Below are 24,300 nucleotides of genomic sequence, written 5' to 3' on the forward strand. Positions count from 1 at the left end.
GGCGGGCCGTCGACGGACGGGACCGGGTCAGGCCGCGGCGTGCTCGGCGACCTTGGCCGGGGTGAGCGCGATCTCCAGGACCTCCCGCACGTCGCTCACCGTGTGGACGGTGAGCTCGGCGCGGACCGCCTCGGGGACGTCGTCCAGGTCGGGCTCGTTGCGGGCCGGGATCAGCACGGTGGTGATGCCCGCCCGGTGGGCGGCCAGCAGCTTCTGCTTGACCCCGCCGATCGGGAGCACCCTGCCGGTGAGGGAGATCTCACCGGTCATGGCCACGTCGCTCCTGACCGTACGGCCCGACAGCAGCGAGGCCAGCGCGGTGGTCAGGGTGACGCCCGCCGACGGGCCGTCCTTGGGAACCGCGCCCGCGGGGAAGTGGATGTGCACCGAGCGGTCCTTCAGGGACGCCACGGGCAGCTCCAGCTCCGCGCCCCGCGAGCGCAGGTAGGACAGCGCGATCCTGGCCGACTCCTTCATGACGTCGCCGAGCTGGCCGGTCAGGGTCAGCCCGGTGTCGCCGGTCTCCGGGTCGGCCAGCGACGCCTCGACGTACAGGACGTCGCCTCCCGCTCCGGTGACCGCCAGGCCCGTGGCCACGCCGGGCACCGCCGTACGCTGGCTGGACTCGGGGAGCGACGACTCCGGCACGTGGCGCGGGCGGCCGAGGTAGGGGACCAGGTCCTCCACCGTCACGGGCAGCCCGGCCTGGCCGAGCGCGACGTTGGCCGTCACCTTGCGCAGGACCCTGGCGATCGAGCGCTCCAGGGAGCGGACGCCGGCCTCCCGGGTGTACTCCCCGGCGAGCCTGCGCAGCGCGTCCTCGGTGACGGTGACGTCCTCGGCGGTGAGGCCCGCCTTGTCGAGCTGGCGCGGGAGCAGGTGGTCGCGGGCGATCGCGACCTTCTCGTCCTCGGTGTAGCCGTCGAGCGTCACGACCTCCATGCGGTCGAGCAGCGGCCCCGGAATGGCCTCGAGCACGTTGGCGGTCGCCAGGAAGAGCACGTCGCTGAGGTCGAGCTCGACCTCCAGGTAGTGGTCCCTGAAAGTGTGGTTCTGCGCCGGGTCGAGCACCTCGAGCAGCGCGGCGGTCGGGTCGCCCCGGTAGTCAGAGCCGACCTTGTCCACCTCGTCTAGCAGCACGACCGGGTTCATCGAGCCCGCCTCGCGGATCGCGCGGACGATCCGGCCCGACTGGGCGCCGACGTAGGTGCGCCGGTGTCCGCGGATCTCGGCCTCGTCGCGGACGCCGCCGAGGGCGACGCGGACGAACTTGCGGCCCATCGCACGGGCGACGGACTCCCCGAGGGAGGTCTTGCCGACTCCGGGAGGACCGGCCAGCGCGAGCACGGCGCCGCTGCGGCGGCCGCCGACCACGCCGAGGCCCTTCTCGGCCCTGCGCCCGCGCACCGCGAGGTACTCGACGATGCGGTCCTTGACGTCGTCGAGACCGGTGTGGTCGGCGTCGAGGACGGCGCGGGCCGCGGCGATGTCGTAGGAGTCCTCGGTCCGCTCGTTCCACGGGATGTCGAGGACGGTGTCGAGCCAGGTGCGGATCCAGCCGGTCTCGGGAGACTGGTCGGAGGTCCGCTCCAGCTTGTCGACCTCCTTGAGCGCGGCCTCGCGCACCTTGCCGGGCAGGTCGGCCGCCTCGACGCGGGCGCGGTAGTCCTCCTCCTCGGTCTCGGGGGAGGTGCCGTTGAGCTCGGACAGCTCCTTGCGGACCGCGGCCAGCTGCTGGCGGAGCAGGAACTCGCGCTGCTGCTTCTCCATGCCCTCCTGGACGTCCTTGCGGATCGTCTCGGCCACGTCCAGCTCGGCGAGGTGCTCGCGCGACCACTCGACCAGCCTCTCCAGGCGTTCCGCCGGGTCGGCGGTCTGCAGGATCTCGACCTTGCGCTGGGTGGTCAGCCAGGGGGCGTAGCCGGAGTTGTCCGCCAGGGTCGACGGGTCGTCCATCTTGTTGACGGCGTCGACGACCTGCCACGCGCCCCGCTTCTGCAGGATGGTGGTGGCCAGCGCCTTGTACTCCTTGGCCAGCTCCTCGGCGCGCTCCCCCGCCCTGACGGCCTCCATCTCGCTCGCCTGCACCCACAGGGCCGCGCCGGGGCCCGTGGTGCCGGAACCCACGCGGACGCGGCTGACGCCGCGCACCACGGCGGCGGGCTCGCCGCCGGGCAGCCTGCCGACCTGCTCGACCACGGCCTTGACGCCCACGGGGCCGTACTTGCCGTCGATCCGGGGAACGAGCAGCACCTCGGGCTTGTTGTCAGCGAGTGCGCGAGCCGCGTCGATCGCGGCCCGGACCTCGCCGTCCGACAGGTCCAGCGGGACGACCATGCCCGGCAGCACGACCTCGTCGTCGAGCGGCAGGACCGGGAGGATCAAGCTCTCACTCATCTGCACTCCAAAGGTTGAGTTATACCGACTCAATTAATGGGAGCCCTTGATTGTTCCCGGACTTGAGCGTGTTCGCTGTGAGCGATCGTAATTGTGTAATTCAGCTTCCTGGCGGCCGTACCTCTCAGGGGTGACCCGGGAGCTCACCCCCTGGTGGGACGCCGTCGAGGGCACTCATGCCTAGGCTGGGCGGGTGAACCTGCCCGCCGGTCTCGAACGGCTCCTCCGGCCACTGACCCTGGCTCTGATCGGCGGGCGGGCCGATCCGCCGTTCCCCCGCTCCCCTCGCCTGCGGATCAGGCTCCCCGCCTTCCTGGGACTGCTGCCGTTCCGCGCGGTCGACCTGGTCGTGGTCGCGAACGCGCTGATCTTCTGGTTCGTCTACAGCGAGGGCCTGACCGAGCTGATGGTGGACAACGCGAGGCTGCCCGCTCCCGTCCCCGAGTGGTGGGTCTACCTCGCAGCCGTGACCACCTTCGTCCCCGTGCTGCTGCGCGAGCAGTGGCCGCTGGCCGCCTGGCGGATCGCGCTGGCGTCCGTGTTCCTCGCCGCGCCGATCCGTGACGTCATGGGCAGCCTGCCCGTCTCGACCACCGAGGCCGTGCCGCATCTGCTCGTCGTCTACTCCGTCGCGGTCCGCTGCGAGCGCAGGACCACCGCGGGCGTGTGGACCGTCTCGTTGCTCGTTCTGGCGCTCTCCTCCGCCGAGGTCAACCAGATCCTCCTGGCCGCGACCCTGCTGGGCGTCACCGCGCTCCTCGGCTACAACGTCCGGATCAGGCGGCTGGCCGCCAGCCGGCTGGCCGAGGAGGAGTCGCGCAGCGAGCGGGCCCTGGCCGCGCAGGCCGCACTGGAGGAGCGGGCCAGGATCGCCAGGGAGCTGCACGACGTCGTCGCCCACCACATGTCGGTGATCGCCATCCAGGCGGAGGCCGTCCCCCTGCAGGCCGCCGGGAACGCCGAGCGCCTCGAGGAGGGGCTGCGGGAGATCCGCGCGCTGTCGCTCGCGGCCATGACCGAGATGCGCCGCGTGCTCGGCGTGCTCAGGGACGGGGACGGCCGTACGGACACCGCGCCCCAGCCGGGCCTCGAACGACTCGAGGAGCTCGTCGGCACCGCGCGCTCGGCCGGGCTCACCGTGACGCTCAGCCTGGGCGGCGTCCTGACCGGACTGCCCACGGCGGTGAGCCTGTCCGCCTACCGGATCGCGCAGGAGTCGCTGAGCAACGCGATGCGGCACGCGCCCGGCTCGACCGTCTCGGTGCGGATCAGCCGCTCCGGCGACGAGCTGCACGTCCACGTGGCGAACGACGCCGGGCTGCGCTCCCCCGCGAAACCGGGACACGTGGAAGGACCCGGACACGCGGGGCACGGCCTGATCGGGATGCGGGAGCGGGTGTCCATGCTCGGCGGAAGGCTGTGGGCCGGACCTGTCGGGACAGGCTTCGCGATCACTGCCATACTGCCGATCATGGAGAACACGTGACGATCCGGGTGCTCATCGCCGACGACCAGGGCATGGTCAGGACCGGGTTCACCGTGTTCCTCGGCTCGCAGCCGGACATCGAGGTGGTCGGCGAGGCGGCGAACGGCCGCGAGGCCGTGACCAGGGCCGCCGAGCTGCGGCCCGACGTGGTGCTGATGGACGTGCGGATGCCGGTCATGGACGGGCTGGCCGCCACCCGGGAGATCATGGCCTCGGGGGACCCGACGCCGAAGATCCTGATCCTGACCACGTTCGACCTGGACGACTACGTCTACGACGCATTGCGGGCGGGCGCCAGCGGCTTCCTGCTCAAGGACGCCTCAGCGCAGCAGCTCGCCGAGGCCGTCAGGGTGGTCGCCGCGGGAGAGGCGCTGCTCGCCCCCTCGGTGACCAGGCGGCTGATCTCGGAGTTCGCCCGCGTCGGGCCGCGCCGCCCGCGCGTCAGGCTGGGCGACATCACCGAGCGCGAGACCGAGGTGCTCGTCCTCGTCGCCCAGGGCCGCTCCAACCAGGAGATCGCCGCGGAGCTCGTGCTGTCCGAGCAGACGGTGAAGACCCATGTGAGCCGGATCCTGGCGAAGCTGAACCTGCGCGACCGGGCCCAGGCGATCGTCCACGCCTACGAGACGGGTCTGGTACGGCCCGGCGAGTGACCCGGGCCGATCACCCGGCGTCTCCCGGGTCACCCCCTGGAGGGACGCCGAGGGTGACCGCCCAGGGGTGACGTGCGCGACAGGGCGCGGCTCCTACCGTCCTGTCCGGTTCCCCCACCGGACAGGAGACTCACATGTTCCGTCGCGTGCTCGCGATGGCCGCGACCGCCGCGTTCGCCTACGCGATCGTCCCCACCCACCACGGCGACCGGATCGTCAGGGTCTACGGCGACCTGCGTACGGCCGAGCGCGTCGCGGTCATCGTGCCCGGCGCCGACACCACGTCGGCCACCTTCGAGGGCGGCAGGGCCAAGCCGTACAGCACGCCGGGAGGCGGCGCCCTGGCGCTGCTGGCCGAGGCGCGGGCGCTGGATCCCGGAGCGCGGCTGGCGGTGGTCGCCTGGCTCGGCTACGACAGCCCGGCGACCGTCAGCCTCGGGGTGGCGACCGAGGAGGCCGCCGAGGCGGGAGCCGTCGAGCTGCGACGCTACCTCACGGGGACGCTCGGGGGCCGGCGGGTGAGCCTGCTGTGCCACAGCTACGGATCGGTCGTGTGCGCGAAGGCCGCGCCCGGGTCGGGGGTGGCGGACCTGGCGGTCTTCGGCAGCCCCGGGCTCGGCGTCTCCTCCGCCTCCGAACTGGGCGGCGTCCCCCTGTGGGCGGGCAGCGGCGGCGAGGACTGGATGCGCGGGGTGCCCAAGCTCAGGCTCGGGCCGCTCGGCTTCGGCCCCGACCCGGCCGCCCCCTCCTTCGGCGCCCGCCTGTTCGCGACGGGCTCCGCCGGGCACAGCGACTACCTGAGACCCGGCGGCGAGTCGCTGCGCAACCTCACCCTGATCGCCCTCGGCCGGACGGGCGAGGTGTCCCGTGGCTGACCCGGAGGGCAGGGACCGGGGGGTGGACGCGCTGCGGGCGCTGGCGATCCTCGGGGTGGTCGGGGGGCACTGGCTGGTCACGGCGTGGGAGCGCGGGCCCGGCGGGACGGTGCACATCACCAGCCCGCTCGTCCACCTGCCGGCGCTCACGCCGCTGTCGTGGGTGTTCCAGACGCTGGCGGTGTTCTTCTTCCTGGGCGGTTTCGCGGCCGCGCGGAGCCTGCGGTCGACCGCGGCGGAGGGACAGGCGTCCTGGGTCAGGACCAGGCTGGGGCGGCTGTCGAGCCCGCTGGGGGCGCCCGCCCTGGTCTGGGCGGGGATCGCCGTGGGGACGGCCCTGCACGGCATGCCGGCCTGGACGATCAGGGCTCTCCTGCTCCCGGCGATCGGGCCGCTGTGGTTCCTGGCGGTGTTCGCCGCGCTCAACGCGGCCACCCCGCTGCTGCTGCGGGCCCGGCCGTGCGTCGTGGCCGCCTCGGCGTTCGCGGTCGTGCTCGTGGTCGACGCGTTCAGGTTCTGGCAGGCCGGGCCCGAGTGGCTGAAGTGGGTGAACCTGGTGGCCGGGTGGCTGGTGCCGTACGCGCTGGGGGTGGGCTGGGCCCGCGGCGCGCTCGCCTCGCGCGGGGCCGCCGCCGCCCTCCTCGCGGGAGGCGCGGCCGGAGCCGCGGTGCTGGTCACCGGATTCGGGTATCCGGCGAGCATGGTCGGCGTGACGGGGGCCAGGGTCTCCAACCTCGGTCCGCCCACGCTCGCCGCGGTCTGCTTCGGCCTCGCCCAGGTGGGGCTGGCGCTGCTGGCGCGCGAGCCGCTGGCCCGGCTGGTGCGGCGTCCCCGCCTCTGGGCGACGGTCGCGGCGGTCAACCTGGGCGCGATGGCGGTCTTCCTGTGGCACCAGACCGCGCTGACCCTGACCGTGCTGACCGTGCTGCGCTTCGACGACGTCCCCGGCCTGCTGGGCACGCCGGGCGGGGCCGCGTGGCCGGTGTACCGGCTGCTCTGGCTGCCGGTGTTCGCCCTGGTTCTCGCCCTGCTGCTCGCCGCGGCCTCGGGCCCCGCGCTGCTGGCCCGCCTCGCCGGGAGGCGGTTAAATGACAGGGTGTCATCATAGCTTGACGAGGGCGGGCGGCCTTTGTGACACTGTGTCATTAAAGACCCTTTGAACGCGGAGTGATCATGAGTGAGCCGCCCTTCTCCGAAGTGCTCAGGAACGCCACCTGGAGCAACCACGAGTCCGCAGAGGACGAGGGCTACCTCAAGGTCCTGATGGAGGGACGGCTCAGCCGCGAGGCCTACGGCGAGATGGTCGCCCAGCACTACTTCGCCTACGTCGCCCTCGACACCGTCTCCGAGACGCTCGCCGAGGACCCGGTCGCGGGCCCCTTCGTCTTCCCCGCGCTCTACCGTGAGCCCGCCCTGGTCCGCGACCTGGAGACGATCTACGGGGCGGAGTGGAGGTCGAGGATCGAGCCCTCCGAGCCGACCAGGAGGCTGGTCGCCAGGATCGAGCAGACGGCCGCCTGGCCCGGCGGCTACGTCGCCCACCACTACACCCGGTACATGGGCGACCTGTCGGGCGGACAGTTCATCCGGATGGAACTGCAGAAGATCTACGGCTACCAGCGGGACGGCGGAGTCGACTTCTACCTCTTCGACGAGATCGGCAGCCTGCCCCGGTTCAAGAACGAGTACCGGGCCCGGCTCGACGCGCTCGCGGCCGACGAGGCGGAGAAGCAGCGGATCATCGAGGAGACCAGGCTCGCCTACCGGCTCAACACCGAAGTGCTGGCCGACCTCGGACGGGTGGTGCGGGCCGAGCTCGCCGCCTGACCCGGCGCGCCGCCGCGCACCTCTCCGAACGCCCCGGTACGGCCCGCCCGTGCCGGGGCGTTCGGTCGTCCGGGGCAGGCGAACGGGACTCCGAGGAAAGTCACGACGCGACGGAAAGAGAGTCCGGGGCGGAGACCCGCAGGGAGGCGGGGCGCAGTGGAGCGGGAAGGGCCAGGGAGGAAGAGCGCGCGACGTCCCGAACCGGTTCGAGAAGGAACGCTCGTGGCCGAACCGGGACGTCGCCGCTGTGCCACCATGGGAGCATGCCCCGGATTTCGGCCGCGACGATCGGCGAGCACCGCGCCCAGACGCAGGACCGGATCCTGCAGGCCGTCTCGCGTCTCTCCCGCGACCAGGGCATCGACGCCATCTCGATGACCGACGTGGCGAGCGAGGCCGGGATCACCCGGACCGTTCTCTACAACTACTTTCCCGACAAGGCCGCGCTGCTGCTGGCCTTCACCGAACGGGTGACGCGCTACTTCATCGAGAGCTACGAGCGGGAGCTGCCGCAGGACGCCTCCCCCTCCGAGCGTCTGCGGGTGTTCGTCCGCCTCCAGCTGGCCGGGCTGCTCGCCCACCCCCACCCCGGCCCCGCCGACCTGTCGGCGGCGCTCGGCCCCGACGCCTACCAGCGCCTGGCCGACCACGTCGAGCCGATGCAGCGCATCCTGACCGGGATCATCGAGGGCGGCGTGGCGTCGGGCGACTTCAGGACCCCCGACGTGACAGCGGCCGCCCGCATCATCCTCGCCGTCATCGGGGCGGAACGGGTGCCGCTGCTCAGCGGCGAGATGACGCCGGAGGACGCGGAGGCGATCGTCTGCGAGTTCGTGCTGCGCGCCCTGGGCGCCTGAGCACCCGGCACGACGCGACACCCGGACGCGGGGCCACGGGGGCACCGGGACACGGAAACAGCGGGGACGCGGGGACACCGAGACGGAGGCTCTCCGGGACGCCGGGAGACTCGGACGTCCGGAGGTCGTGGGAGAGGTGCCGGAGCCGGCGGGGAAATGTCGGTGGCTGCGGCTAGCTTTCGATCACCCCGATTCGAGGAGCTGCGAGATGTACCGTCAGGGAGACATCCTGATCGTCCCCGTCGGCGAGGAGACCGTCCCCGCCTCGGTCGTCGCCACACCGTCCGTGCCGCGTGACGCGCGCGGCCGTCTGGTGCTGGCCCTGGGCGAGGCCACGGGGCACGCCCACGCGGTGGTGGGGCCGGGCAGCCTGGTCCGCGGGGCGCGCCCGATGGACCCCGCCTTCCTCCACCTTCCGTCGGGAGGGCGCGTGGTCCACGAGGAGCACGCCGCCATCTCCCTTCCCAAGGGGTGGTACCACGTGCGCCGCCAGCGCGAGTACGTCCCCGGCGCCTTCCGCGTCGTCGCCGACTGACCGGCCCCGCCTCCGTCCTCCCCGCCTCCGTTTCCCCGCTTCCCCCTCTCCCCCGCCGTCCCGAGGACGTCTCGGCACGGCCCGCCGCCCATTCCAGGAGCACCCGAGCATGACCGTCGCCACCGAACTCACCGACGCGCTGACCGCCGCGACGCTCCGCTGGGAGGAGACGGCCTTCCGCTCCGCCCCCGCCGACCGCGCCCGCGCGGAGGAGGGAGTGCGGCTGGCCTACCGGATCGGCGGGCTGGCCGAGCCCGAGCACATCGTCTGGGTCGGCTCCCCCGCCGAAGGCGCGAGGATCGCCGTGCGGCTCGGCACGGGCGGGAAGCGCGGTGCGCCCGACGCCAAGCCGTCCGACGTCGAGCTGCCCGGGGTCGGCGCGCTCGACGCGGGCAGGTCCGTCCGCGACGAGGTGCGGACCAGGCCGTGGGAGCGCGCCAGAGCCGACGCGCACGCCCGGCTCGGCCTCACGGACTGGCCGCTGGCCTGGTCCCTGACCGCGGGCGCGCTGTGGGACCCGGTGAACAGGCTGGTCACCCGGATCCGCGTGGCCGTCGCCGCGACCGGGAAGTCGGAGAGCGCGGGGGCCGAGTTGCGCGCCTCGACTCTGGACGCGGTGCTGGGCCAGCACGACGCGCCGTGGCTGTCGCTGTTCGCGGCGCTGGGCAGCCCCGAGGTCGAGGGGCTGGTCCAAGTGGCCGAGTCCGCCGGATGGTGGTGGCCGTTCGAGCGGGTCGCGCTGGTCTGCGAGCGCCCCGCGGAGCTGCGCCGCGACGACTCGGGCCGCCTGCACGGCGTCGAAGGGCCCGCTCTCTCCTTCCCCGACGGCTTCGCCCTGCACGCCTGGCACGGCATGCCGGTCCCCGAGGACTTCGGCGCCTCCATCGCGGGCCTGACCCCCCAGCGGATCCGCGCCGAGGAGAACGCCGAGCTGCGCAGGGTCATGCTGGAGCACTTCGGCTACGACCGCTACCTCGCCGAGTCGGGCGCGACCCCGCTGCACCGCGACGAGACCGGCGTCCTGTGGCGTGTCGACCTGTCGGACGACGAACCGGTGGTGATGGTCGAGGTGGTCAACTCGACCGCCGAGCCCGACGGCACGTTCCGCACCTACTGGCTGCGCGTCCCTCCGACGACCCGCACCGCGCGGGAGGGGGTCGCCTGGACCTTCGGCGTGCCGGAGGCCGACTACCACCCGGCCAAGGAGACCTGAGGAATCCTTTCCAGGACGCCCCCGGCGAAGACGTCGTAGAGTCCGGTGGGCTCCAGATGCACATACCCGATGTGGCAGTCGCACAACGCCGCCGGACAGGCCCTGGGACGCAGGGCCTCGCGGAAGGACCCGTCGTAGAGGTTGCCGAGGACGGCGGGGACGAAATGGCAGCGCCGTACGGTGCCGTCGCCCGCCACGGAGATCACGCTCTCCCCGGTTCGGCACGGCTGCCCGGCGCTGCGGTGCGGCGTCCTGCTGTGGTGGAACAGCGGGTCGATCTCCGCCCAGCGCGCCGCCTCCTCGTCCGTGTAGAGGCGCCCCTCCTCGGCGTTCACCCACAGATACACCTGGTCCGGCAGGTCGGCGCGGAGCCTGAGGGCGTGCTCCAGATGCTCCGGCAGCCCGACGACGCCGACACTGAAGCGGACCCCGCGCCCGGCGAGGTCACGGCACCTGCCGAGGAAGCGTTCGTAGCCGACCTGCCCCGGGTGGTAGGTCACCCAGAGGGCGAGGGTGTCCAGGTCAGCCTCCGCCAGCCAGTCGGGGCGGCAGCTGAAGTTCGTCTGGATGGCGACCCTCCTGACGTGCGGAAGGTGGCTGAGCTCGACCATCGCCCTGCGGTACCACGAGCGGACCAGCCCCTCGCCCCACGGTGTGAACAGCACCGAGACCGGATGACCGCATTCGGCCGTCCACGCGGTGAACCTCTCGAGCGCCGCCCTGTCCTCCCGCAGTTGCCGGGGGCTGTCGCGGCGCTTGGCGAAGGGGCAGTACGGGCAGTCGTAGTCGCAGCTGGACAGCGGCCCCCGGTACAGGATCGTCAGATGGCCGGGGTCGTGGCCGTCCGCGGAGGGGGTTCGCGGAGCCGCGTTCACGCCCATGTTCGCCTCCAGAAGGGCGTCTTCGATCGGACGCCTCATGAGATCAGGCCTTTCGGGGAGATCAGGCGCCTCGGGGGAGGTGGCCCCGGGCCCCGGCTTCGGAAGGGACGTCAACGCTGCTCGTATCCGGCCATCAGCTCACGCACTCCCTCGGAGAACAGCCATGGGCCGATCGCGTCGGAGTGGGCCAGGCCCTCCGGGGTGAGCCGGGGGCGGCGCTCGCCGCCGGACGCGGCGGTGTCGAGCCAGCCCCTGGCGGCCAGACGGTCCAGCTCCTCGCCGAAGTCGTCCTCGGCCTCGGCCCCGAAGCGCTCGCGGTATCCGCCCTGGTCCAGCCCCTCGGCCTGGAGCAGCGACTGGATCAGGTGACGGCGGCGGCGCTCCGCGTCGTCCAGGCGGAACCCCACGTTGGCGAACGCGAACTCCGCCGGGGCGAGCCGCACGTAGTCGTCGATGATCCCGCGCACCTCGCGGACGCCCACCGCGTACTCGTAGGAGTAGTGGAGGCCGGAGGTGTAGGAGCGGGCGCCGCAGCCCAGGCCGACCATGCCGTCGCTCTGGCAGCGGTACTCGCTCAGGCCGCCGGACCCCGGCAGCCGGAACATCCGCATCGACACCTGTTCGTATCCGGCGGCGAGCAGGTGGTCACGGCCTTGGCGGTAGAGGCTGAGCCGGTGGTCGTCCCAGTCGTGCGCGCGGCGGCCGAGACCGGTCAGCGGACGGACGTACAGCGGGTAGAGGTAGATCTCCTCCGGCCGCCAGCCGAGCGCCGCGTCCAGCGAGTGACGCCAGGACCGCTCGGTCTGCCCGTCGATCCCGTAGATCAGGTCGATGTTGAGCGCCTCGACCCCGGCCTCCCTGATCCGGCCGAGCGCCGCCTCGACCTCCCTGCGCCGCTGCGGCCTGACCGCGGCGCGGGCCTCGGCGTCGACGAAGCTCTGCACGCCGATCGAGATCCGGGTCGTGCCCCGCTCCACCAGGACGGCGAGCCGGTCGGCCGTCGCGGTCGCGGGTGAGGTCTCCACCGACAGCGGCACGGCGCGCAGGTCGGCGCCCATGATCCGCTCGGTGAGGTCGAACATCCGGGTGAGCTCCGCCGCGCTCAGGTAGGTCGGCGTGCCGCCCCCGACGGCCGCGGTCACGAACCTCGGCCCGTCCAGGGCCTCCCGTACGGCGCGCGCCTGGTGCTCCAGAGCGTCGAGGTAGGCGGCGACGAGCTCCTCCGGGGCGCCGGTCCTGGTGAACAGGTTGCAGAACCCGCAGCGCATCTCGCAGAACGGGATGTGCAGGTAGAGGAAGAGGGCGTCGAGCGGCTCCCCCGCCCACACCTCCCGGAGCGAGGGCCGGGGGTCCAGCGGCCGGTAGGCGGTCTTGTGCGGGTAGGCGTAGACGTATCCCTGGTAGGGGCCGCCCGCCGGTCCCCGCCCTCGCTCCTGCCCGTGCTCCCCGGTCACCGCCACTGCCCCCGTTCCATCGTGAACTCCCCGTAGGGCACGGTCCAGACGACCTCGTGGCCGATCCGGTGCCCGACGTGCCCGTCCTCGCCGTAGGCGGTGCCGTGGTCGGAGCAGACGATCGCGAACCCCGGACGCCGGGCGCTCATCAGGGCGAAAAGCCGGCCGATGTGCCGGTCGACGTACTCCAGCGCGGCGGCGTGGCTGCGCCTGTCGTCGCCGTGTTCGCGGGTGGCCCCCGGCAGGTGGAACCAGTTGGGCTGGTGCAGCGCCGACACGTTGACGAACAGGAACACCGGCCCGTCCGCCCGCGCGACCGCCCGCTCCGCGTACGCGATCTGCTCCTCGAACGAGGTGGGCGAGGTCACGCCGAAGCCGGGCTCCCAGTGGCTCTCCGCGAACAGCCCGGGCAGTGTGGACCCGAGCGGGGTCATCCTGTTGAAGAACCCCACCCCGCCGACGCAGATCGTGTGGTAGCCCGCCCCGGCCAGTCCGCCGGGCAGGTCGGGCGCGTCGAACACCCAGGTGCCCTCGGCCGTCGTCTCGCTGCCGGGGAACGCCGCGGCGAACAGCCGGGGGTGCGGCCCCGGGACGGCCGGGGTCGGCAGGAACCCGGCGAGCATCGCGGCGTGCGCGGCGTAGGTGAAGCTTCCCGGGCTGTGCCGCCGCTCCCACCGGCCGCCGGGCAGCGCCCTGCCCAGGGTGGGCAGCCGTCCCGCCGCCAGCGTCTCCTCCGCCACGTCGTATCTGAGCGTGTCGAGGGTCACCAGCAGCAGGTCGTGGCTGCCCACGATCTCGTTCATGTCCCGCACGGCGTCCACCGTCCCCTTCTCGGCCCTCTTCTCGGCCCCCTTCTCGGCCACTGTCGCTCAGCCACCGACGCCGCCTCCCCCGGACGCGAACGCGACCGGGCGGGGCGCGCCACCGTCCGGTGCGACGGCGTGCCGGGCGAGAATGGCCCTGACCTGGGTTTCGTAGGTGTCCAGGCCCTCGGCGACGCCGCCGGGCAGGCCGGTGAGCCGGGGCAGCAGGTCGCCGAAGGCGTTGACCTCCGCGACCGCGACATCACGCCAGTCGACGCCGATCATGAGGTCGACTCCGACGGACAGGCTGCCGGGGAAGCAGGCCGCCGCCCGCGCGCAGGCGTCGAGGGCCCGCCGCCGACCTTGCGGCCCCAGCCTGGTCATGACCGCGTCGAGGTCGCCGCGCTCCCCGCCGAGGTGCAGGTTCGTCATGGGCGCACGGCTCGCGCGCACCACCGCGTGGGTCGGGACGCCGTCGACCGCGACCACCCGCAGGTCGATCACCCGCTCGCCGAGGGAGGCCTTGGGGAACCAGCGTTCCACGTGGAGTCCGTCCGGGGCCAGCAGGTCGACGATCGCCGCCACGTCGGCCTCGTTCTCGTACGAGCGCACCCGCAGCGAGTTGTACAGCCCGCTCCCGGTCAGCTCGGCGGACGTCGTCGCCATGATCCGGCCGGCGGAGACCTGCAGGGCGACGACGCCGGAGGCGGAGGAGCCGTGGGCGGGCTTGACGAACACCCGGTTCCATCCGGCCTCGGCCATCCTTCCGCGCAGCTCGGCGTAGCCGCCGACCGGCCCCGGCAGGGCGGGCGGCACCGGCGTCTCCGCCGCCGACAGCCGCGCGTGGCACAGCCGCTTGTCGAACATCACCGCGATCTCGCCGGGCTCGGCCAGCAGCACCGCGCCGGGCGTGCGTTCGACGGCCTCGCGGACGCGCGCCGTGGCGGCGGTGAAGGCGGCGTGCCAGGCCGTGCCGCCGCCGACCCTGGACGGCTCGCCGGGGCCGCGCAGCAGCGCGTCGGCCTCCGCGTCCTCCCCCGGCGACTCGATCCGCACGAGCGTGCCCGGCTCGAACCTGATCTCCCGCCCGCGGAGCACTCGGGTCCACGGCACGACCAGGGGTTCGCGCAGGCCGTGCCTGACGCAGGCCCGCGCGAACATGGTCACCCTGCGGTCCCCCGGGGTGCCGACGACCGTCAGCAGGGTCACTCGGACACCGCCACGTAGCGCCAGTCGTCGTTTGGCTTCTGCTGTCCCGAGAGGTCGACCTTGACGCCGGCGTCGGCGAAGGCCGTCCTGACCCTGTCGGCCATGGGCGCGGTGAGGAAGTGGTGGTGCAGGTCGAGGCGCTTCAGGTGGGTCAGCGGCTGCCCCGACAGCAGCGCCTCCGCGCCCTCGTCGGTCAGGATGCCCATCGACAGCGACAGCGACTCCAGGCGGGCCACGATCGGCGCGGCCGCCACCGCCGCGGCGACCTCGTCCTGGATCTCGCTGTCCTGCAGGCCCAGGTGGCGCAGCGCGGGCAGCCGCTCGCCGGTCAGGAGGCTCTCGAGGTCCGCCACGCTCGAGTCGCCGCCGTAGTTGCTCGTGCCGAGCCAGAGCTCCAGATACTCGAGGGCGGGGAACTCGCTGTCGCCGACCCCGCGGACCACGGAGGCGGGCAGCCCGCCCGTCTCGAACCTCAGCACCCTGAGGTTGTCGTGCCTGACCGGGGGGAACAGCAGCCCGGTCCCTCCGCGCACATCCAGCCGTTCCAGCAGCGGGAAGGCGGCGAGCAGCGGCGTGACGTCGCCCTGCGTGATCCAGGAGATCTCGCACTCCTCCGCCTCGATGGCGCCGAAGAACAGCGAGCGGAGAGCGGGGAAACGGTCGGCGTGCTCGGTCAGCAGGCCGATGGCCTTGGCGGGGTCGTTGTCGTACGCCCCTCCCCAGTTTCCGATGACGAGCGCGCTGACCTTCGCCAGGTCGACCGTGGCGGCGAAGCGCCGGAAGCGGGCTTCGAACTCCGCCCCGTCGTCGTCGTAGTCCCCGACGATCTCCCAGGCCGCCGCCTCGGCGGCGGGAAGCTCCTGCGGGTCCGTGACGTCCGACTCCGGGACCTGCACGATGGGCAGTCCGGCGTAGGCACCGTCCCGGGAAGCGTCGAACTCGGCGTAGTCCATTCCAGAAGCTCCTGTCAGGTGAAAGGCGGCAGAACACGTCCTACCAGAGATCACCGACACTTCATGTCCTATCAGCCCATCCCTGGCGAAAGTCGAACAGTCGGCCATTATGGGGGTTATGGACAACGGCCACATCCGGCTCAGCTCGGCCCCGGGCCGCTGGGTCCTGCTCACCACCGTGCTCGGCTCGGGAATGGCCATGCTGGACGGCACGGTCGTCAACGTGGCGCTGCCCGCGCTCGGGGCCGATCTCGAGGCCGACATGGCGGGTCTGCAGTGGACGGTCAACGCCTACACCCTCACCCTGGCCGGGCTGATCCTGCTGGGGGGATCGCTCGGCGACCGCTACGGCAGACGCAAGGTCTTCCTGATCGGCGTGGTCTGGTTCGCGACCGCCTCCGCCCTGTGCGGACTGGCCCCGAACGTCGAGACGCTGATCACGGCCCGGGCCCTTCAGGGCGTCGGCGGAGCGCTGCTCACCCCGGGATCGCTGGCCATCATCCAGGCGTCCTTCGACCGCGAGGACCGGCCCAGGGCGATCGGGGCCTGGTCCGGGCTCGGCGGGGTCGCGGCGGCCGTCGGGCCGCTGCTCGGCGGATGGCTGGTCGAGACGGCGGGCTGGCGGTGGGTGTTCCTGATCAACCTGCCGTTGGCCGCGCTCGTGGTGACGGTCGCCCTACGGCACGCGCCCGAGAGCAGGGACGTGGAGGCGACAGGCCGCTTCGACGTGCTCGGCGCGGTGCTGGCCGCCCTGGCGCTGGCCGGGATCACCTACGGGCTGATCGGCCTGCAGGCGCTCCCGCTGGCGGCGGGCGCGTTGCTGGGCGCGGCGTTCGTCTGGCTGCAGATCAGGCGCTCGCCCAACGCGCTCGTGCCGGTCGGGGTCTTCGCCTCGAAGGTGTTCACCGCGGTCAACGTCGTCACGCTGATCATGTACGCCGCGATGGGCGTGGTGTTCTTCCTGCTGGTCGTCCAGCTCCAGGTCTCGGTCGGCCTGTCCCCGCTGCTGGCCGGGTCGGCGATGATCCCCGTGACGATCCTGATGCTGCTGCTGTCCGCCAGGGCGGGGGAACTGGCCAAACGGGTCGGCCCCAGGCTCCCGATGACGGCGGGCATCCTGCTCTGCGCCGCCGCGCTGCTGCTGATGTCGAGGATCGGCGAGGGCTCGTCCTACGCGACGGACGTGCTGCTCCCCGCCTCCCTGTTCGGGCTGGGCCTGTCCGCCGCGGTCGCGCCGCTCACCGCCACCGTGCTGGCCACCGCGGACGAGCGCTACGCGGGCGTGGCCAGCGGCGTCAACAACGCCGTCGCCAGGACCGGCGGCCTGCTGGCGGTCGCCGCGATCCCGCCGCTGGTCGGCCTGACCGGTGACGCCTTCCACTCGCCGGCGGTCTTCACGGCCGGGTTCCACACGACGATGCTGATCGCCGCCGCGATGATGGCCGTCGCCGCCGCCGTCGCCTTCCTGTCCATCAGGGAGAACGTCCTGACCGCGTCCCGGCCTCAGATGAGCTGCCCGGTGACGGCTCCCCAGCTCGGCAGGCGGTGACGACGCCGACGACCTGCGGAAACGGAATTGTTTTTGTTTACTTCCGCGCCCCGGGCTGCTGAACAAACTTCGCTTGCCTACACATAGGCGATAAGGGGGAAATGCGCCGCTCACATCGCGAAAGGAACTTCCATGTGTGTCGACGAGCACGGGGAACCGACGAAGGCGTCGGCGGACACGGGAAGGCTCAGGGAGGGGAATCGATGAGGGAGACCGTGTTCCGCAGCGACGACCTGCCGGCGGCCGACCGGTTCGCCTGGTGGCACGAGATGGCCTCCCGAGCGCTCGTCCCCACCCTGGCGCGCAGCGACCACGAGGCGGAGTTCCACGCCACCCTGCGCCTGCTCGACTTCGGCGCGGTGCGACTGTCCTGGTTGTCCTACCCGTCGCTGTGGACACGGCGCACCGAGAAACTGATCCGCCGCTCCGATCCCGACATGTACTGCCTGTCGCTCACCCTGCGCGGCACCATGAGGCTGGACCACCACGGTCGCCAGGCCGTCGCCCACCCCCAGGACCTGCTGCTCTACGACACCTCACACCCCTTCCACGGCCAGGCCCTGGCCGACGGCTCCGGCAGCGTCGAGGGCATGATCCTGCAGATCCCCAGAAACCTGATGCCGGTGCCCGCCGCGACGCTCGCCCGGCTCACCGCGACGCGGCTGCCCTCCCGGGACGGCGTCGGAGCCCTGCTGCGCCGCCACCTCGGCGACCTGGTCAGGCACGCCCCCCAGTGCACCACCGCCGACGCCACCCGCCTGTCCGCGCTCACCCTTGACCTGCTGGCCGCGACGTGCGCCCACTATCTCGAGGCCGAGGCCGCCCTGCCCGCCGAGACCAACCGCGGAGCGCTGCGGGCGCGCGTCCACGCCTTCATCCAGCGGCAGCTCGCGGATCCGTCCCTCTCCCCGGACACCATCGCCGCCGCCCACCAGATCTCCACCCGCCACCTGTACCAGCTCTTCAACGACCAGGGGCTCACCGTGGCCGCCTGGATCCGCAGGCAGCGTCTTGAGCGCTGCCGTCGCGACCTGGCCGACCCCAACCTGTGCCCGCGCCCCATCCACGCCATCGCCGCGCGTTGGGGCTTCTCCAACAACGCGCACTTCAGCAGGCTCTTCCGCGCCTCCTACGGCCTGTCGCCCGCCGACTACCGCAACCAGGTCCAGCACGGGGCCGTGCAGGAATCGGCAACGACTGTGCGGGAACTGTCAACGACCTTCTGAGCTCGGCCCGTCACACTGAGGACGGGGAGGCCGGCATGCCGGTCGAGGGGGGAGGCCGGCAGGCCGGTTACCGGTGTGCCGGCCTCCCCTGTACGAAGAGCCCGGCTCCGGCCGCGCCTTCAGAAGCTGAACGCCTGGCTGCGGACGCTGTTGTCGAAGTTGGAGACCAGGAGTTCCGGCTCGCCGACCGAACGCACCTCCGGCAGCCGGGTGAACAGCTCGCGGAACATGGTCCTGATCTCCTGGCGGGCCAGGTTGGCGCCCAGGCAGAAGTGCGGGCCGGGGCCGCCGAAGCCCACGTGGCCCTTGGCGTCGCGGGTGATGTCGAAGCGGTCCGCGTCGGGGAAGACCTCCTCGTCACGGTTGGCCGAGCCGTAGAACAGCACGACCTTGTCACCGGCCTTCAGATGCAGGCCGCGCAGGTCGTGGTCCTGGGTGACGGTGCGGCGGAACTGCATGATGGGCGAGACGTAGCGGACCATCTCCTCGATCGCTCCGCCGATGTGCGCGTCGAAGTCCTCGGCCAGGAGGCGGCGCTGTTCGGGGTTGTCGGTGAGCAGCTTGATGCCGTGGGCCATGGTGTTGCGGGCGGTCTCGTTGCCCGCGACGAGCAGCAGCGCGAAGAACGACCCCAGCTCCCGGTCGGTCAGCCTCTCACCGTCCACGTTGGCGGTGACCAGCGCGGAGACCAGGTCGCCTCCCGGTGTCTGGGCGCGCTGCCTGCCGAGGTCGATGACGAGGCGCTGCAGGGCCAGCAGGGCGAGCATGTTCTGCCCGGCCATCCGGACCGTCTGCGCCAGGCTCGGCCGTACGCCGGTGTAGGCCGTCGAGACGTCGACGTGCTGGTGCACCCTGTCCCGGACGTCGTCAGGGATGCCCATCATGTCGCAGATGACATGAATGGGCAGCCGGGCGGCGACCTGGCGGACGAAGTCGCCCGGCCCCTCGGCGACCACGTCGTCGACGATCCTCGCGCAGGCCCTGTCGATGTCCCCCTGCAGGTTGCCGAGCATCTTGGGGCTGAAGGCGCGCGAGACGATGCGGCGGAGGCGGGCGTGGCGGGGGTCGTCCATGTTGACCATGGACTCGCCGAACACGTGCTTGACCCAGCCCGGCGGCTCGGGGTTGGTCACCGCGGGCTCGCTGGAGAAGACCTTGGCGTTACGGCTGGCCTCCACCACGTCGGCGTGCCTGACCAGCGCGTAGAAGCCCTTGCCCGAGCGGAGCAGCGGCACCCGCCGTTCCTGGAAGAACACCGGCCGGTCCAGCTCCCGCAGCCGCGCGAACGCCTCGTGGCGCTCCTTCAGCGGGCGACGCCAGAACCCCAGATCAGCCAGGTCGATTTCCATGCCCCAATCCTGGCACGTTCTTTACCCGGGTCGGCCATGATCCCTGGGCGGACCGGGCCTTCGCCGCACGACGGCACGTCACCGCGCGGGAGCGTGAGGCGGGGCGGCGACCGGACACGCGCCCGGCGGCGGACAGGCCGGGAACCGCCCTCACGACCGCCGCCGGGACGCGTTCCTCGGCTACGGGCTCACGGGATCCTCAAGCCCGCGCCGCCGGTCACAGGACCTTCGACTTGGCGTTGATGTGGCGGCGGATCGCCTTGGTGAGCCGCTTCAGCGAGATGTCCGGGTTGTCGGTGACGACGGCGCCGAACCTCGCCACCGCGGTGCCCCGGCGCGAGCCGACCCATCCCCTGATCCTGATGCTCGTCAGGTCCCCCTTGTCGAGGGAGGAGACCAGGCAGGCCACGGCCCGCCCCTTGACGGAGCACCTGACGCTGCGCGGCCTGTCGATCACCTTGACCCTGCGGAAGTGCCGGGAGAACTCACCGACGAGCGCCACGTAGTGCTGGCCCTTGGCCCTCTTGTTCCGCACCTTGACGGTGTAGGTGAGATACCCGCCCCTGCGGGTGTACTTGGGGAAGTAGACCTCGTATCGGAAGTCGGCGGCGGACGCCGAGGACGCGGTGGACGCCGTGGACACAGCGGACGCGACGGTGGGGACCGCCGCCGTGGCGGGGGTTTGGACGAGGAGGGTACCGCCCAGCACGGCGGCGAGGGCCGCGGCGGCGAGCCTCCTGGGGAGATGACTCATATGCCGCATCATCTAATAAAACGCCGGAGATTCCTTGGGATTTAGATCAAGAAGGAACTCAGGTCAGGGTGGACTGTCCCGCGGGAACGGTGAAACGGGCGCCGCTCTTCGCCGGGGCTCCGCGGCGGCTGATGTAGTCCAGCGTGCGGAAGTCGGCGTGCAGTTCCTCGGGGGTGACGCGGCAGACGATGTAGCCGCGCCGCTGGTCGAGATAGGAGATGTGCGGGTTCTCCGCGATCGCCTCGGCCATTCTGCCCTCGTCCCGGTAGCCGTCGCCGTCGCTGGCGACCGAGGAGGTGACGAGTTCGACCGCGACCCTGGGCGAGTCCGGGTCGTCGAAGTCGAGTCTGAGGTCGGCCGCGTGGTGCATGTGCATGTCACCGGTCAGCACGACCGGGTTGGCCGCTCCCGAGTCCCGGAAACCGGTCAGCAGGCGGGTGCGCTCGGCGGCGTAGCCGTCCCAGGAGTCCATGTTGACCTCGGAGCCGGGCCCGACCTTGTAGTCGCGCTGGGCCATCAGGATCTGCTGGGCGACCAGGTTCCACCGGGCGCCCGAGGAGGCGAGCCCGTCGAGCAGCCAGCGCCGCTGGTCCTCCCCCAGCAGGGTGCGCCTCGTCGCGAGCCGGTCGTCGCATCCGGCCCTGAGCCCGTCCTCGCACGCCTGGTCGTCACGGAACTGACGCGTGTCGAGCAGGTGAAAACGGGCCAGGGGCCCCCAGTCGACCCGCCGGTGGATCCGTATCGACGCCCCGTTCGGCACGCTCGCCCGGCGCAGCGGCATGTTCTCGTAGTAGGCCTGGAACGCGTTCGCCCTGCGGCGGGCGAACTCCGGCGCGTCGGTGCTGGAGACGCCCCCCGCCCAGTTGTTCTCGATCTCGTGGTCGTCGAAGGCGACCAGCCACGGCGCGACCGCGTGCGCGGCCTGCAGGTCGGCGTCGCTCTTGTACTGCGCGTGCCGCGTCCGGTAGTCGGCCAGCGTGGCGCACTTGCCCTCGGTGTGCTCGCGGACGCCGCCGCCGAGCGCGGTGTACCCCTGCGGCGCGTACTCGTACATGTAGTCGCCCAGATGGACGACCAGGTCGGGCTCCTGCTCCGCCAGCCTCCGGTACGCCGTGTAGTAGCCGTGCTCGTAGTGGGCACAGGCCGCGACGGCCAGGGTCAGCGGGGACATCGAGGACGCTGCGGAGGACACGGCGGAGGAGCCTGAGGAGGGCTGGGCGGCCGGAGCCGTGCGGGTGCGGCCCGCCGGGGACAGGTGCCCCTCGGCGCGGAAGCGGTAGAAGTACTCCCGCCCCGGGTCGAGCCCCTCCAGCTCGACGTGGACGCTGTGCGCCCGCTCCCAGCGCGCGGTCTCGACGCCGGTGCGCACGACCTTCGTGAACCGCTCGTCGGTGGCGAGCTGCCACTCGACGTCCACGTTCCTGGCAGGCATCCCGCCCCTGCCCTGCGAGCCGAGCGGGTCGGGCGCCAGCCTGGTCCACAGCACGAACCCGTCCTGCGACGGGTCACCCGAGGCGATCCCGAGGGCGAAGGGATCGCGGCGCAGGGCCCTGGCGGGCGCGAGGCCCGCCCCGGTGAGCAACAGGCCGCCCGCACCCGCGGCGGCGACGGACAGGAACACTCTGCGTGACGGCGTCTGCTCCACACCGCCAGTGCAGCCCTTCCATCTGTCGCCGCCGTGGCCTGCGAATCAAGGCAGGGTGAACAGCCGTTGCACAGGCGAGCCCCTTACCCACCGTCATGAACGCCGCCCGACCTGCGGGCGACGTCACGGCGAAGAGCTTCCCTCAGGCCGCCGTCAGCGGAGGTACGGGGTCAGGGGCTCGGTGAGCGCGCCGCACCCGAGGTACTTCTCCACGGTGTGGAAGTCCAGCCAGTCCAGGTTCACCCGCACCTCCTGGTCCACCCCGGTGAAGCACCCTCGCAGCTCGGCGGGGATCGCCGCGATGTCGTCCTTGTCGGCGACGTTGACCCAGCGCCCGACCCCCGGCGGCTTCCTGCCCTGGCCGTTGACCGGGGCGGGCAGCAGCCGCTCGAAGATCACGTTGCGCATGCCGAGCGGGCTGCCGAGGGTGACCAGCAGATCCACCCGCAGGTCGGGGTTCGCCCAGAGCGTCTCGTAGGCGACCACGCTGCCCAGCGAGTGGGCGATCACCACCTTCGGCCGGTTGCGCCTGATCGTCTCCGCCACCGCGCCTCGCACCTTCCCCCGCGTCCCACCGTCCGCGCCCATGTAGGCGGCGACCTCGGGGCAGAAGAGCCTGGCGAAGTCGACGGCGTTCGTCTGCAGACGGTCCAGCAACCAGCCGGTCAGCAGGTGCAGCGCGCCGGTCAGCCCCTCCCCCAGCGCGGGAAGCTGCCTGGCCCAGGCGACGAAGATCTCCTGGGAGGGGGTGTCCATGCTCTGCACGACGCGGGGAGAGGCGTCGTGGGGCTCGCCCAGCAGGTGGGCGTAGTAGGCGATCTCAGTGATGTAGCGCTCGTTGGCATACGGCCTGCCACAGGTCAGGCCTTTGTGGAGGTAACGGTCCCACTTCTCGCGTACGGCCTCGGCTGCGCCGACCGCCGAGTTGCCCGCGTCGCGGTAGTAGTGGTACTTGCCGATCCCGTGCACGCCGACGATCTTGTCCACGCGCCCCCGCCCTTCTCCATCCGGATCCCCTCGGATCTCCACGGTGCGGCCCCCGTGAGCCACTGTGACCGAAGGTAGCGGGACCCCACAAGCCCGTATCCGCCGCTTCCCGGCCCGAATCCCGGCGCTTCTCAACCCAGATAAGGGATAAATCGCTTGATCAGGGCAATTACCCCCTGGATATCCTGGAGGCATGCCCCGTGAGGGCGTCCCGGCCACCCCCGCAAGACAACAAGGAGCCGTCCCACCATGTCCGGTCCGCTTCAGATCAGCGGCTCGGTCTCCATTCCCGAGACCGAGCTCCACTGGCGGTTCTCCCGCTCCTCAGGACCGGGCGGGCAGGGGGTCAACACCACCGACAGCCGGGTCGAGCTGAGCTTCGACCTGGCCGCCACCGAGACGCTCGGCCCGGTGCTCAAGGCCCGGGCGCTTGAGCGCCTCGGCCCCCGGCTGGTGAACGGCGTCGTCACCATCGCCGCCTCCGAGTTCCGCTCCCAGCTGCGCAACCGCGAGGCCGCCGGGATGCGCCTGGCCCAGCTTCTGCGGGAGGCCGTCGCCCCGCCGCCGAAGAAGCGCCGTCCGACCAAGCCCAGCAGAGGAGCCGTCGAACGGCGGATCGCCGCCAAGAAGCAGCGCTCCGACCTCAAACGCCTGCGCCGAGGCGATCACTAGCCTCGGCCGCGGGACAGCGGAACGGGTCCGGCCCGCGCCGCCGGGACCACCGCCGCGGGGCGGGGCGACGGGTCCGGCCCGCACCCCGTGACCGCCGTCGCGGGAAGGCCCGATCCGGGCCTCGGGTCCTGATGACACAATGGGCAGATGCCTCTCGTCCCCAGCGTCCGCGCGGTCCTCCTCGACGACGACCGGCTCGTACTGTTCCGGCGCACGGTTCCCGGGGAGGAGCTCTACTGGTCGGTCCCCGGCGGCCACGTCGAGCCCGGCGACGCCTCCCTCGAGCACACCCTTCACCGCGAGGTCCTGGAGGAGCTGGGCGCCGTCGTCTCCGACGTCACCCCGCTGACCACCCTGGAGTGCCTCCGCGACGGAGACGTCAAGACCCAGCACGTCTACGGCTGCCGCCTGGTCTCCATGGACCCGGCCCTGCGCTGCGGCCCCGAGTTCTCCGATCCCGCGAGGGGACTCTACGAGGTGGTGCGGCTGCCGCTCGACCCCGCCGAGATAGCGGCCATCAACCTGATCCCTCCCGAGCTCGGCGTCTACCTGGCCGACAACATCGACAAACTGCCCGAGCTGATCTCCTGACCCGGGTGGGACGGGGCCCTCGGCCCGCCGACGGCCCCGTCCCACCCGGGTTTCCCTCACCACGCGTCTTCACTACGCGTCTTCCGCGGGGCACGCCTCGCGGGGCACGCCGGAGGGGCTGGATGGATTGGCGCCATCCAGCCCCCGGCGCGTGCGCCCGTCACCCGGTCACCGCAGGCGGCGAGGCGTCAGCAGTCGCCGCAGGCGGTGAAGTCGGTGGAGCAGTCGGCGTAGATCCAGTAACGCTTGAACCAGGACCTGTTGCACTCGACGCAGTAGGTCTGGGGCCGGCAGAACGCCCCCGCGGTGGTGCTGGGCAGCAGGGAGGTCAGGAGCCGCTCCCCGGCCCGCTGCGCGATCTTGATCATGTCTTTCTTCCTTTCC

At 72.1% G+C, this 24,300-nt stretch carries 23 protein-coding genes; 12 read left to right on the forward strand and 11 right to left on the reverse strand.

Features of this window, described 5'->3' with window-relative positions; genetic code table 11:
* Positions 1-27 precede the first annotated feature (27 nt).
* Positions 28-2,397 carry an endopeptidase La gene (gene lon / locus PKF00_RS10810; protein WP_271217290.1) on the reverse strand — a complete coding sequence of 790 codons (2,370 nt, stop codon included), beginning with the start codon at positions 2,395-2,397 and terminating at the stop codon, positions 28-30.
* Positions 2,398-2,590: 193 nt separating this feature from the next.
* On the opposite strand from lon, the gene PKF00_RS10815 reads away from it, so the two are divergent.
* The 8 genes from PKF00_RS10815 to PKF00_RS10850 all read left to right on the forward strand — a co-directional run bounded on the left by PKF00_RS10815 (position 2,591) and on the right by PKF00_RS10850 (position 9,843).
* Entirely contained in the window at positions 2,591-3,883 is a 1,293-nt protein-coding gene (locus tag PKF00_RS10815; RefSeq protein ID WP_271217291.1) for a sensor histidine kinase, read from the forward strand.
* Positions 3,880-4,536, forward strand: coding sequence for a response regulator transcription factor (locus tag PKF00_RS10820; protein WP_271217292.1), 657 nt, complete (start codon positions 3,880-3,882; stop codon positions 4,534-4,536). The genes PKF00_RS10815 and PKF00_RS10820 overlap by 4 nt, the downstream gene beginning before the upstream one ends.
* A gap of 134 nt (positions 4,537-4,670) precedes the next feature.
* Entirely contained in the window at positions 4,671-5,411 is a 741-nt protein-coding gene (locus PKF00_RS10825; RefSeq protein ID WP_271217293.1) for an alpha/beta hydrolase, read from the forward strand.
* Complete coding sequence (locus tag PKF00_RS10830) at positions 5,404-6,519, forward strand: acyltransferase family protein (protein ID WP_271217294.1); 1,116 nt, start codon at positions 5,404-5,406, stop codon at positions 6,517-6,519. Before PKF00_RS10825 ends, PKF00_RS10830 begins: the two co-directional genes overlap by 8 nt.
* 65 nt (positions 6,520-6,584) lie before the next feature.
* On the forward strand, positions 6,585-7,238 hold the full coding sequence (locus PKF00_RS10835; RefSeq protein ID WP_271217295.1) for a biliverdin-producing heme oxygenase: 654 nt from the start codon (positions 6,585-6,587) through the stop codon (positions 7,236-7,238).
* 263 nt (positions 7,239-7,501) lie between these two features.
* The gene (locus PKF00_RS10840; protein ID WP_271217296.1) at positions 7,502-8,095 is read left to right on the forward strand and encodes a TetR/AcrR family transcriptional regulator; all 594 of its coding nucleotides are present in this window, start codon (positions 7,502-7,504) and stop codon (positions 8,093-8,095) included.
* A gap of 208 nt (positions 8,096-8,303) precedes the next feature.
* A complete protein-coding gene (locus tag PKF00_RS10845; protein WP_271217297.1) occupies positions 8,304-8,630 on the forward strand; it encodes a DUF8820 family protein in 327 nt (108 codons plus the stop codon).
* A 109-nt stretch (positions 8,631-8,739) separates the two neighbouring features.
* On the forward strand, positions 8,740-9,843 hold the full coding sequence (locus PKF00_RS10850; RefSeq protein ID WP_271217298.1) for a DUF6745 domain-containing protein: 1,104 nt from the start codon (positions 8,740-8,742) through the stop codon (positions 9,841-9,843).
* Here the strand turns inward: PKF00_RS10850 and PKF00_RS10855 are convergent.
* From PKF00_RS10855 to PKF00_RS10875, 5 genes are all read right to left on the reverse strand, one after another.
* Positions 9,819-10,724, reverse strand: coding sequence for an STM4011 family radical SAM protein (locus PKF00_RS10855; protein ID WP_271217434.1), 906 nt, complete (start codon positions 10,722-10,724; stop codon positions 9,819-9,821). The genes PKF00_RS10850 and PKF00_RS10855 overlap by 25 nt on opposite strands.
* Positions 10,725-10,834: 110 nt before the next feature.
* Complete coding sequence (locus PKF00_RS10860; protein WP_271217435.1) at positions 10,835-12,178, reverse strand: STM4012 family radical SAM protein; 1,344 nt, start codon at positions 12,176-12,178, stop codon at positions 10,835-10,837.
* Positions 12,175-12,981, reverse strand: coding sequence for an STM4013/SEN3800 family hydrolase (locus PKF00_RS10865; protein WP_271217436.1), 807 nt, complete (start codon positions 12,979-12,981; stop codon positions 12,175-12,177). Before PKF00_RS10865 ends, PKF00_RS10860 begins: the two co-directional genes overlap by 4 nt.
* A 66-nt stretch (positions 12,982-13,047) precedes the next feature.
* Positions 13,048-14,190, reverse strand: coding sequence for an STM4014 family protein (locus PKF00_RS10870; protein ID WP_271217299.1), 1,143 nt, complete (start codon positions 14,188-14,190; stop codon positions 13,048-13,050).
* On the reverse strand, positions 14,187-15,143 hold the full coding sequence (locus PKF00_RS10875) for an STM4015 family protein (protein WP_271217300.1): 957 nt from the start codon (positions 15,141-15,143) through the stop codon (positions 14,187-14,189). Before PKF00_RS10875 ends, PKF00_RS10870 begins: the two co-directional genes overlap by 4 nt.
* A gap of 118 nt (positions 15,144-15,261) precedes the next feature.
* On the opposite strand from PKF00_RS10875, the gene PKF00_RS10880 reads away from it, so the two are divergent.
* Together PKF00_RS10880 and PKF00_RS10885 are read left to right on the forward strand one after the other, a co-directional pair.
* The gene (locus PKF00_RS10880; protein WP_271217301.1) at positions 15,262-16,692 is read left to right on the forward strand and encodes an MFS transporter; all 1,431 of its coding nucleotides are present in this window, start codon (positions 15,262-15,264) and stop codon (positions 16,690-16,692) included.
* 203 nt (positions 16,693-16,895) lie between these two features.
* Positions 16,896-17,918, forward strand: coding sequence for an AraC-like ligand-binding domain-containing protein (locus tag PKF00_RS10885; protein ID WP_271217302.1), 1,023 nt, complete (start codon positions 16,896-16,898; stop codon positions 17,916-17,918).
* A 119-nt stretch (positions 17,919-18,037) separates the two neighbouring features.
* On the opposite strand, the gene PKF00_RS10890 is transcribed toward PKF00_RS10885, so the two are convergent.
* The 4 genes from PKF00_RS10890 to PKF00_RS10905 all read right to left on the reverse strand — a co-directional run bounded on the left by PKF00_RS10890 (position 18,038) and on the right by PKF00_RS10905 (position 22,653).
* Positions 18,038-19,267 (reverse strand): cytochrome P450, encoded by a 1,230-nt coding sequence (locus PKF00_RS10890; RefSeq protein ID WP_271217303.1) that lies wholly within the window; start codon positions 19,265-19,267, stop codon positions 18,038-18,040.
* A 217-nt stretch (positions 19,268-19,484) separates the two neighbouring features.
* On the reverse strand, positions 19,485-20,021 hold the full coding sequence (locus PKF00_RS10895; RefSeq protein ID WP_271217304.1) for a hypothetical protein: 537 nt from the start codon (positions 20,019-20,021) through the stop codon (positions 19,485-19,487).
* A 58-nt stretch (positions 20,022-20,079) separates the two neighbouring features.
* Complete coding sequence (locus PKF00_RS10900) at positions 20,080-21,666, reverse strand: alkaline phosphatase D family protein (RefSeq protein WP_271217305.1); 1,587 nt, start codon at positions 21,664-21,666, stop codon at positions 20,080-20,082.
* A gap of 153 nt (positions 21,667-21,819) precedes the next feature.
* Positions 21,820-22,653, reverse strand: a complete 834-nt coding sequence (locus tag PKF00_RS10905; RefSeq protein WP_271217306.1) for a hypothetical protein — start codon at positions 22,651-22,653, stop codon at positions 21,820-21,822.
* Between the two features lie 249 nt (positions 22,654-22,902).
* On the opposite strand from PKF00_RS10905, the gene arfB reads away from it, so the two are divergent.
* On the forward strand, positions 22,903-23,325 hold the full coding sequence (gene arfB, locus PKF00_RS10910) for an alternative ribosome rescue aminoacyl-tRNA hydrolase ArfB (RefSeq protein WP_271217307.1): 423 nt from the start codon (positions 22,903-22,905) through the stop codon (positions 23,323-23,325).
* A 147-nt stretch (positions 23,326-23,472) separates the two neighbouring features.
* Complete coding sequence (locus PKF00_RS10915) at positions 23,473-23,916, forward strand: NUDIX hydrolase (RefSeq protein WP_271217308.1); 444 nt, start codon at positions 23,473-23,475, stop codon at positions 23,914-23,916.
* A gap of 188 nt (positions 23,917-24,104) precedes the next feature.
* Here PKF00_RS10915 and PKF00_RS10920 read toward each other — a convergent pair whose 3' ends face one another.
* Positions 24,105-24,284 (reverse strand): hypothetical protein, encoded by a 180-nt coding sequence (locus PKF00_RS10920; protein ID WP_271217309.1) that lies wholly within the window; start codon positions 24,282-24,284, stop codon positions 24,105-24,107.
* Positions 24,285-24,300: the final 16 nt, after the last annotated feature.

It is taken from the genome of Streptosporangium carneum, assembly GCF_027922005.1.
Classification (GTDB): domain Bacteria; phylum Actinomycetota; class Actinomycetes; order Streptosporangiales; family Streptosporangiaceae; genus Streptosporangium; species Streptosporangium carneum.

Coding starts and splice junctions, on each gene's coding strand:
- lon (WP_271217290.1), bottom strand. CDS start 2,397: ATGAGTGAGAGCTTGATCCTCCCGGTCCTGCCGCTCGACGACGAGGTC.
- PKF00_RS10825 (WP_271217293.1), top strand. CDS start 4,671: ATGTTCCGTCGCGTGCTCGCGATGGCCGCGACCGCCGCGTTCGCCTAC.
- PKF00_RS10835 (WP_271217295.1), top strand. CDS start 6,585: ATGAGTGAGCCGCCCTTCTCCGAAGTGCTCAGGAACGCCACCTGGAGC.
- PKF00_RS10840 (WP_271217296.1), top strand. CDS start 7,502: ATGCCCCGGATTTCGGCCGCGACGATCGGCGAGCACCGCGCCCAGACG.
- PKF00_RS10845 (WP_271217297.1), top strand. CDS start 8,304: ATGTACCGTCAGGGAGACATCCTGATCGTCCCCGTCGGCGAGGAGACC.
- PKF00_RS10850 (WP_271217298.1), top strand. CDS start 8,740: ATGACCGTCGCCACCGAACTCACCGACGCGCTGACCGCCGCGACGCTC.
- PKF00_RS10855 (WP_271217434.1), bottom strand. CDS start 10,724: ATGGGCGTGAACGCGGCTCCGCGAACCCCCTCCGCGGACGGCCACGAC.
- PKF00_RS10865 (WP_271217436.1), bottom strand. CDS start 12,981: ATGAACGAGATCGTGGGCAGCCACGACCTGCTGCTGGTGACCCTCGAC.
- PKF00_RS10875 (WP_271217300.1), bottom strand. CDS start 15,143: ATGGACTACGCCGAGTTCGACGCTTCCCGGGACGGTGCCTACGCCGGA.
- PKF00_RS10880 (WP_271217301.1), top strand. CDS start 15,262: ATGGACAACGGCCACATCCGGCTCAGCTCGGCCCCGGGCCGCTGGGTC.
- PKF00_RS10885 (WP_271217302.1), top strand. CDS start 16,896: ATGAGGGAGACCGTGTTCCGCAGCGACGACCTGCCGGCGGCCGACCGG.
- PKF00_RS10890 (WP_271217303.1), bottom strand. CDS start 19,267: ATGGAAATCGACCTGGCTGATCTGGGGTTCTGGCGTCGCCCGCTGAAG.
- PKF00_RS10895 (WP_271217304.1), bottom strand. CDS start 20,021: ATGAGTCATCTCCCCAGGAGGCTCGCCGCCGCGGCCCTCGCCGCCGTG.
- arfB (WP_271217307.1), top strand. CDS start 22,903: ATGTCCGGTCCGCTTCAGATCAGCGGCTCGGTCTCCATTCCCGAGACC.
- PKF00_RS10915 (WP_271217308.1), top strand. CDS start 23,473: ATGCCTCTCGTCCCCAGCGTCCGCGCGGTCCTCCTCGACGACGACCGG.
- PKF00_RS10920 (WP_271217309.1), bottom strand. CDS start 24,284: ATGATCAAGATCGCGCAGCGGGCCGGGGAGCGGCTCCTGACCTCCCTG.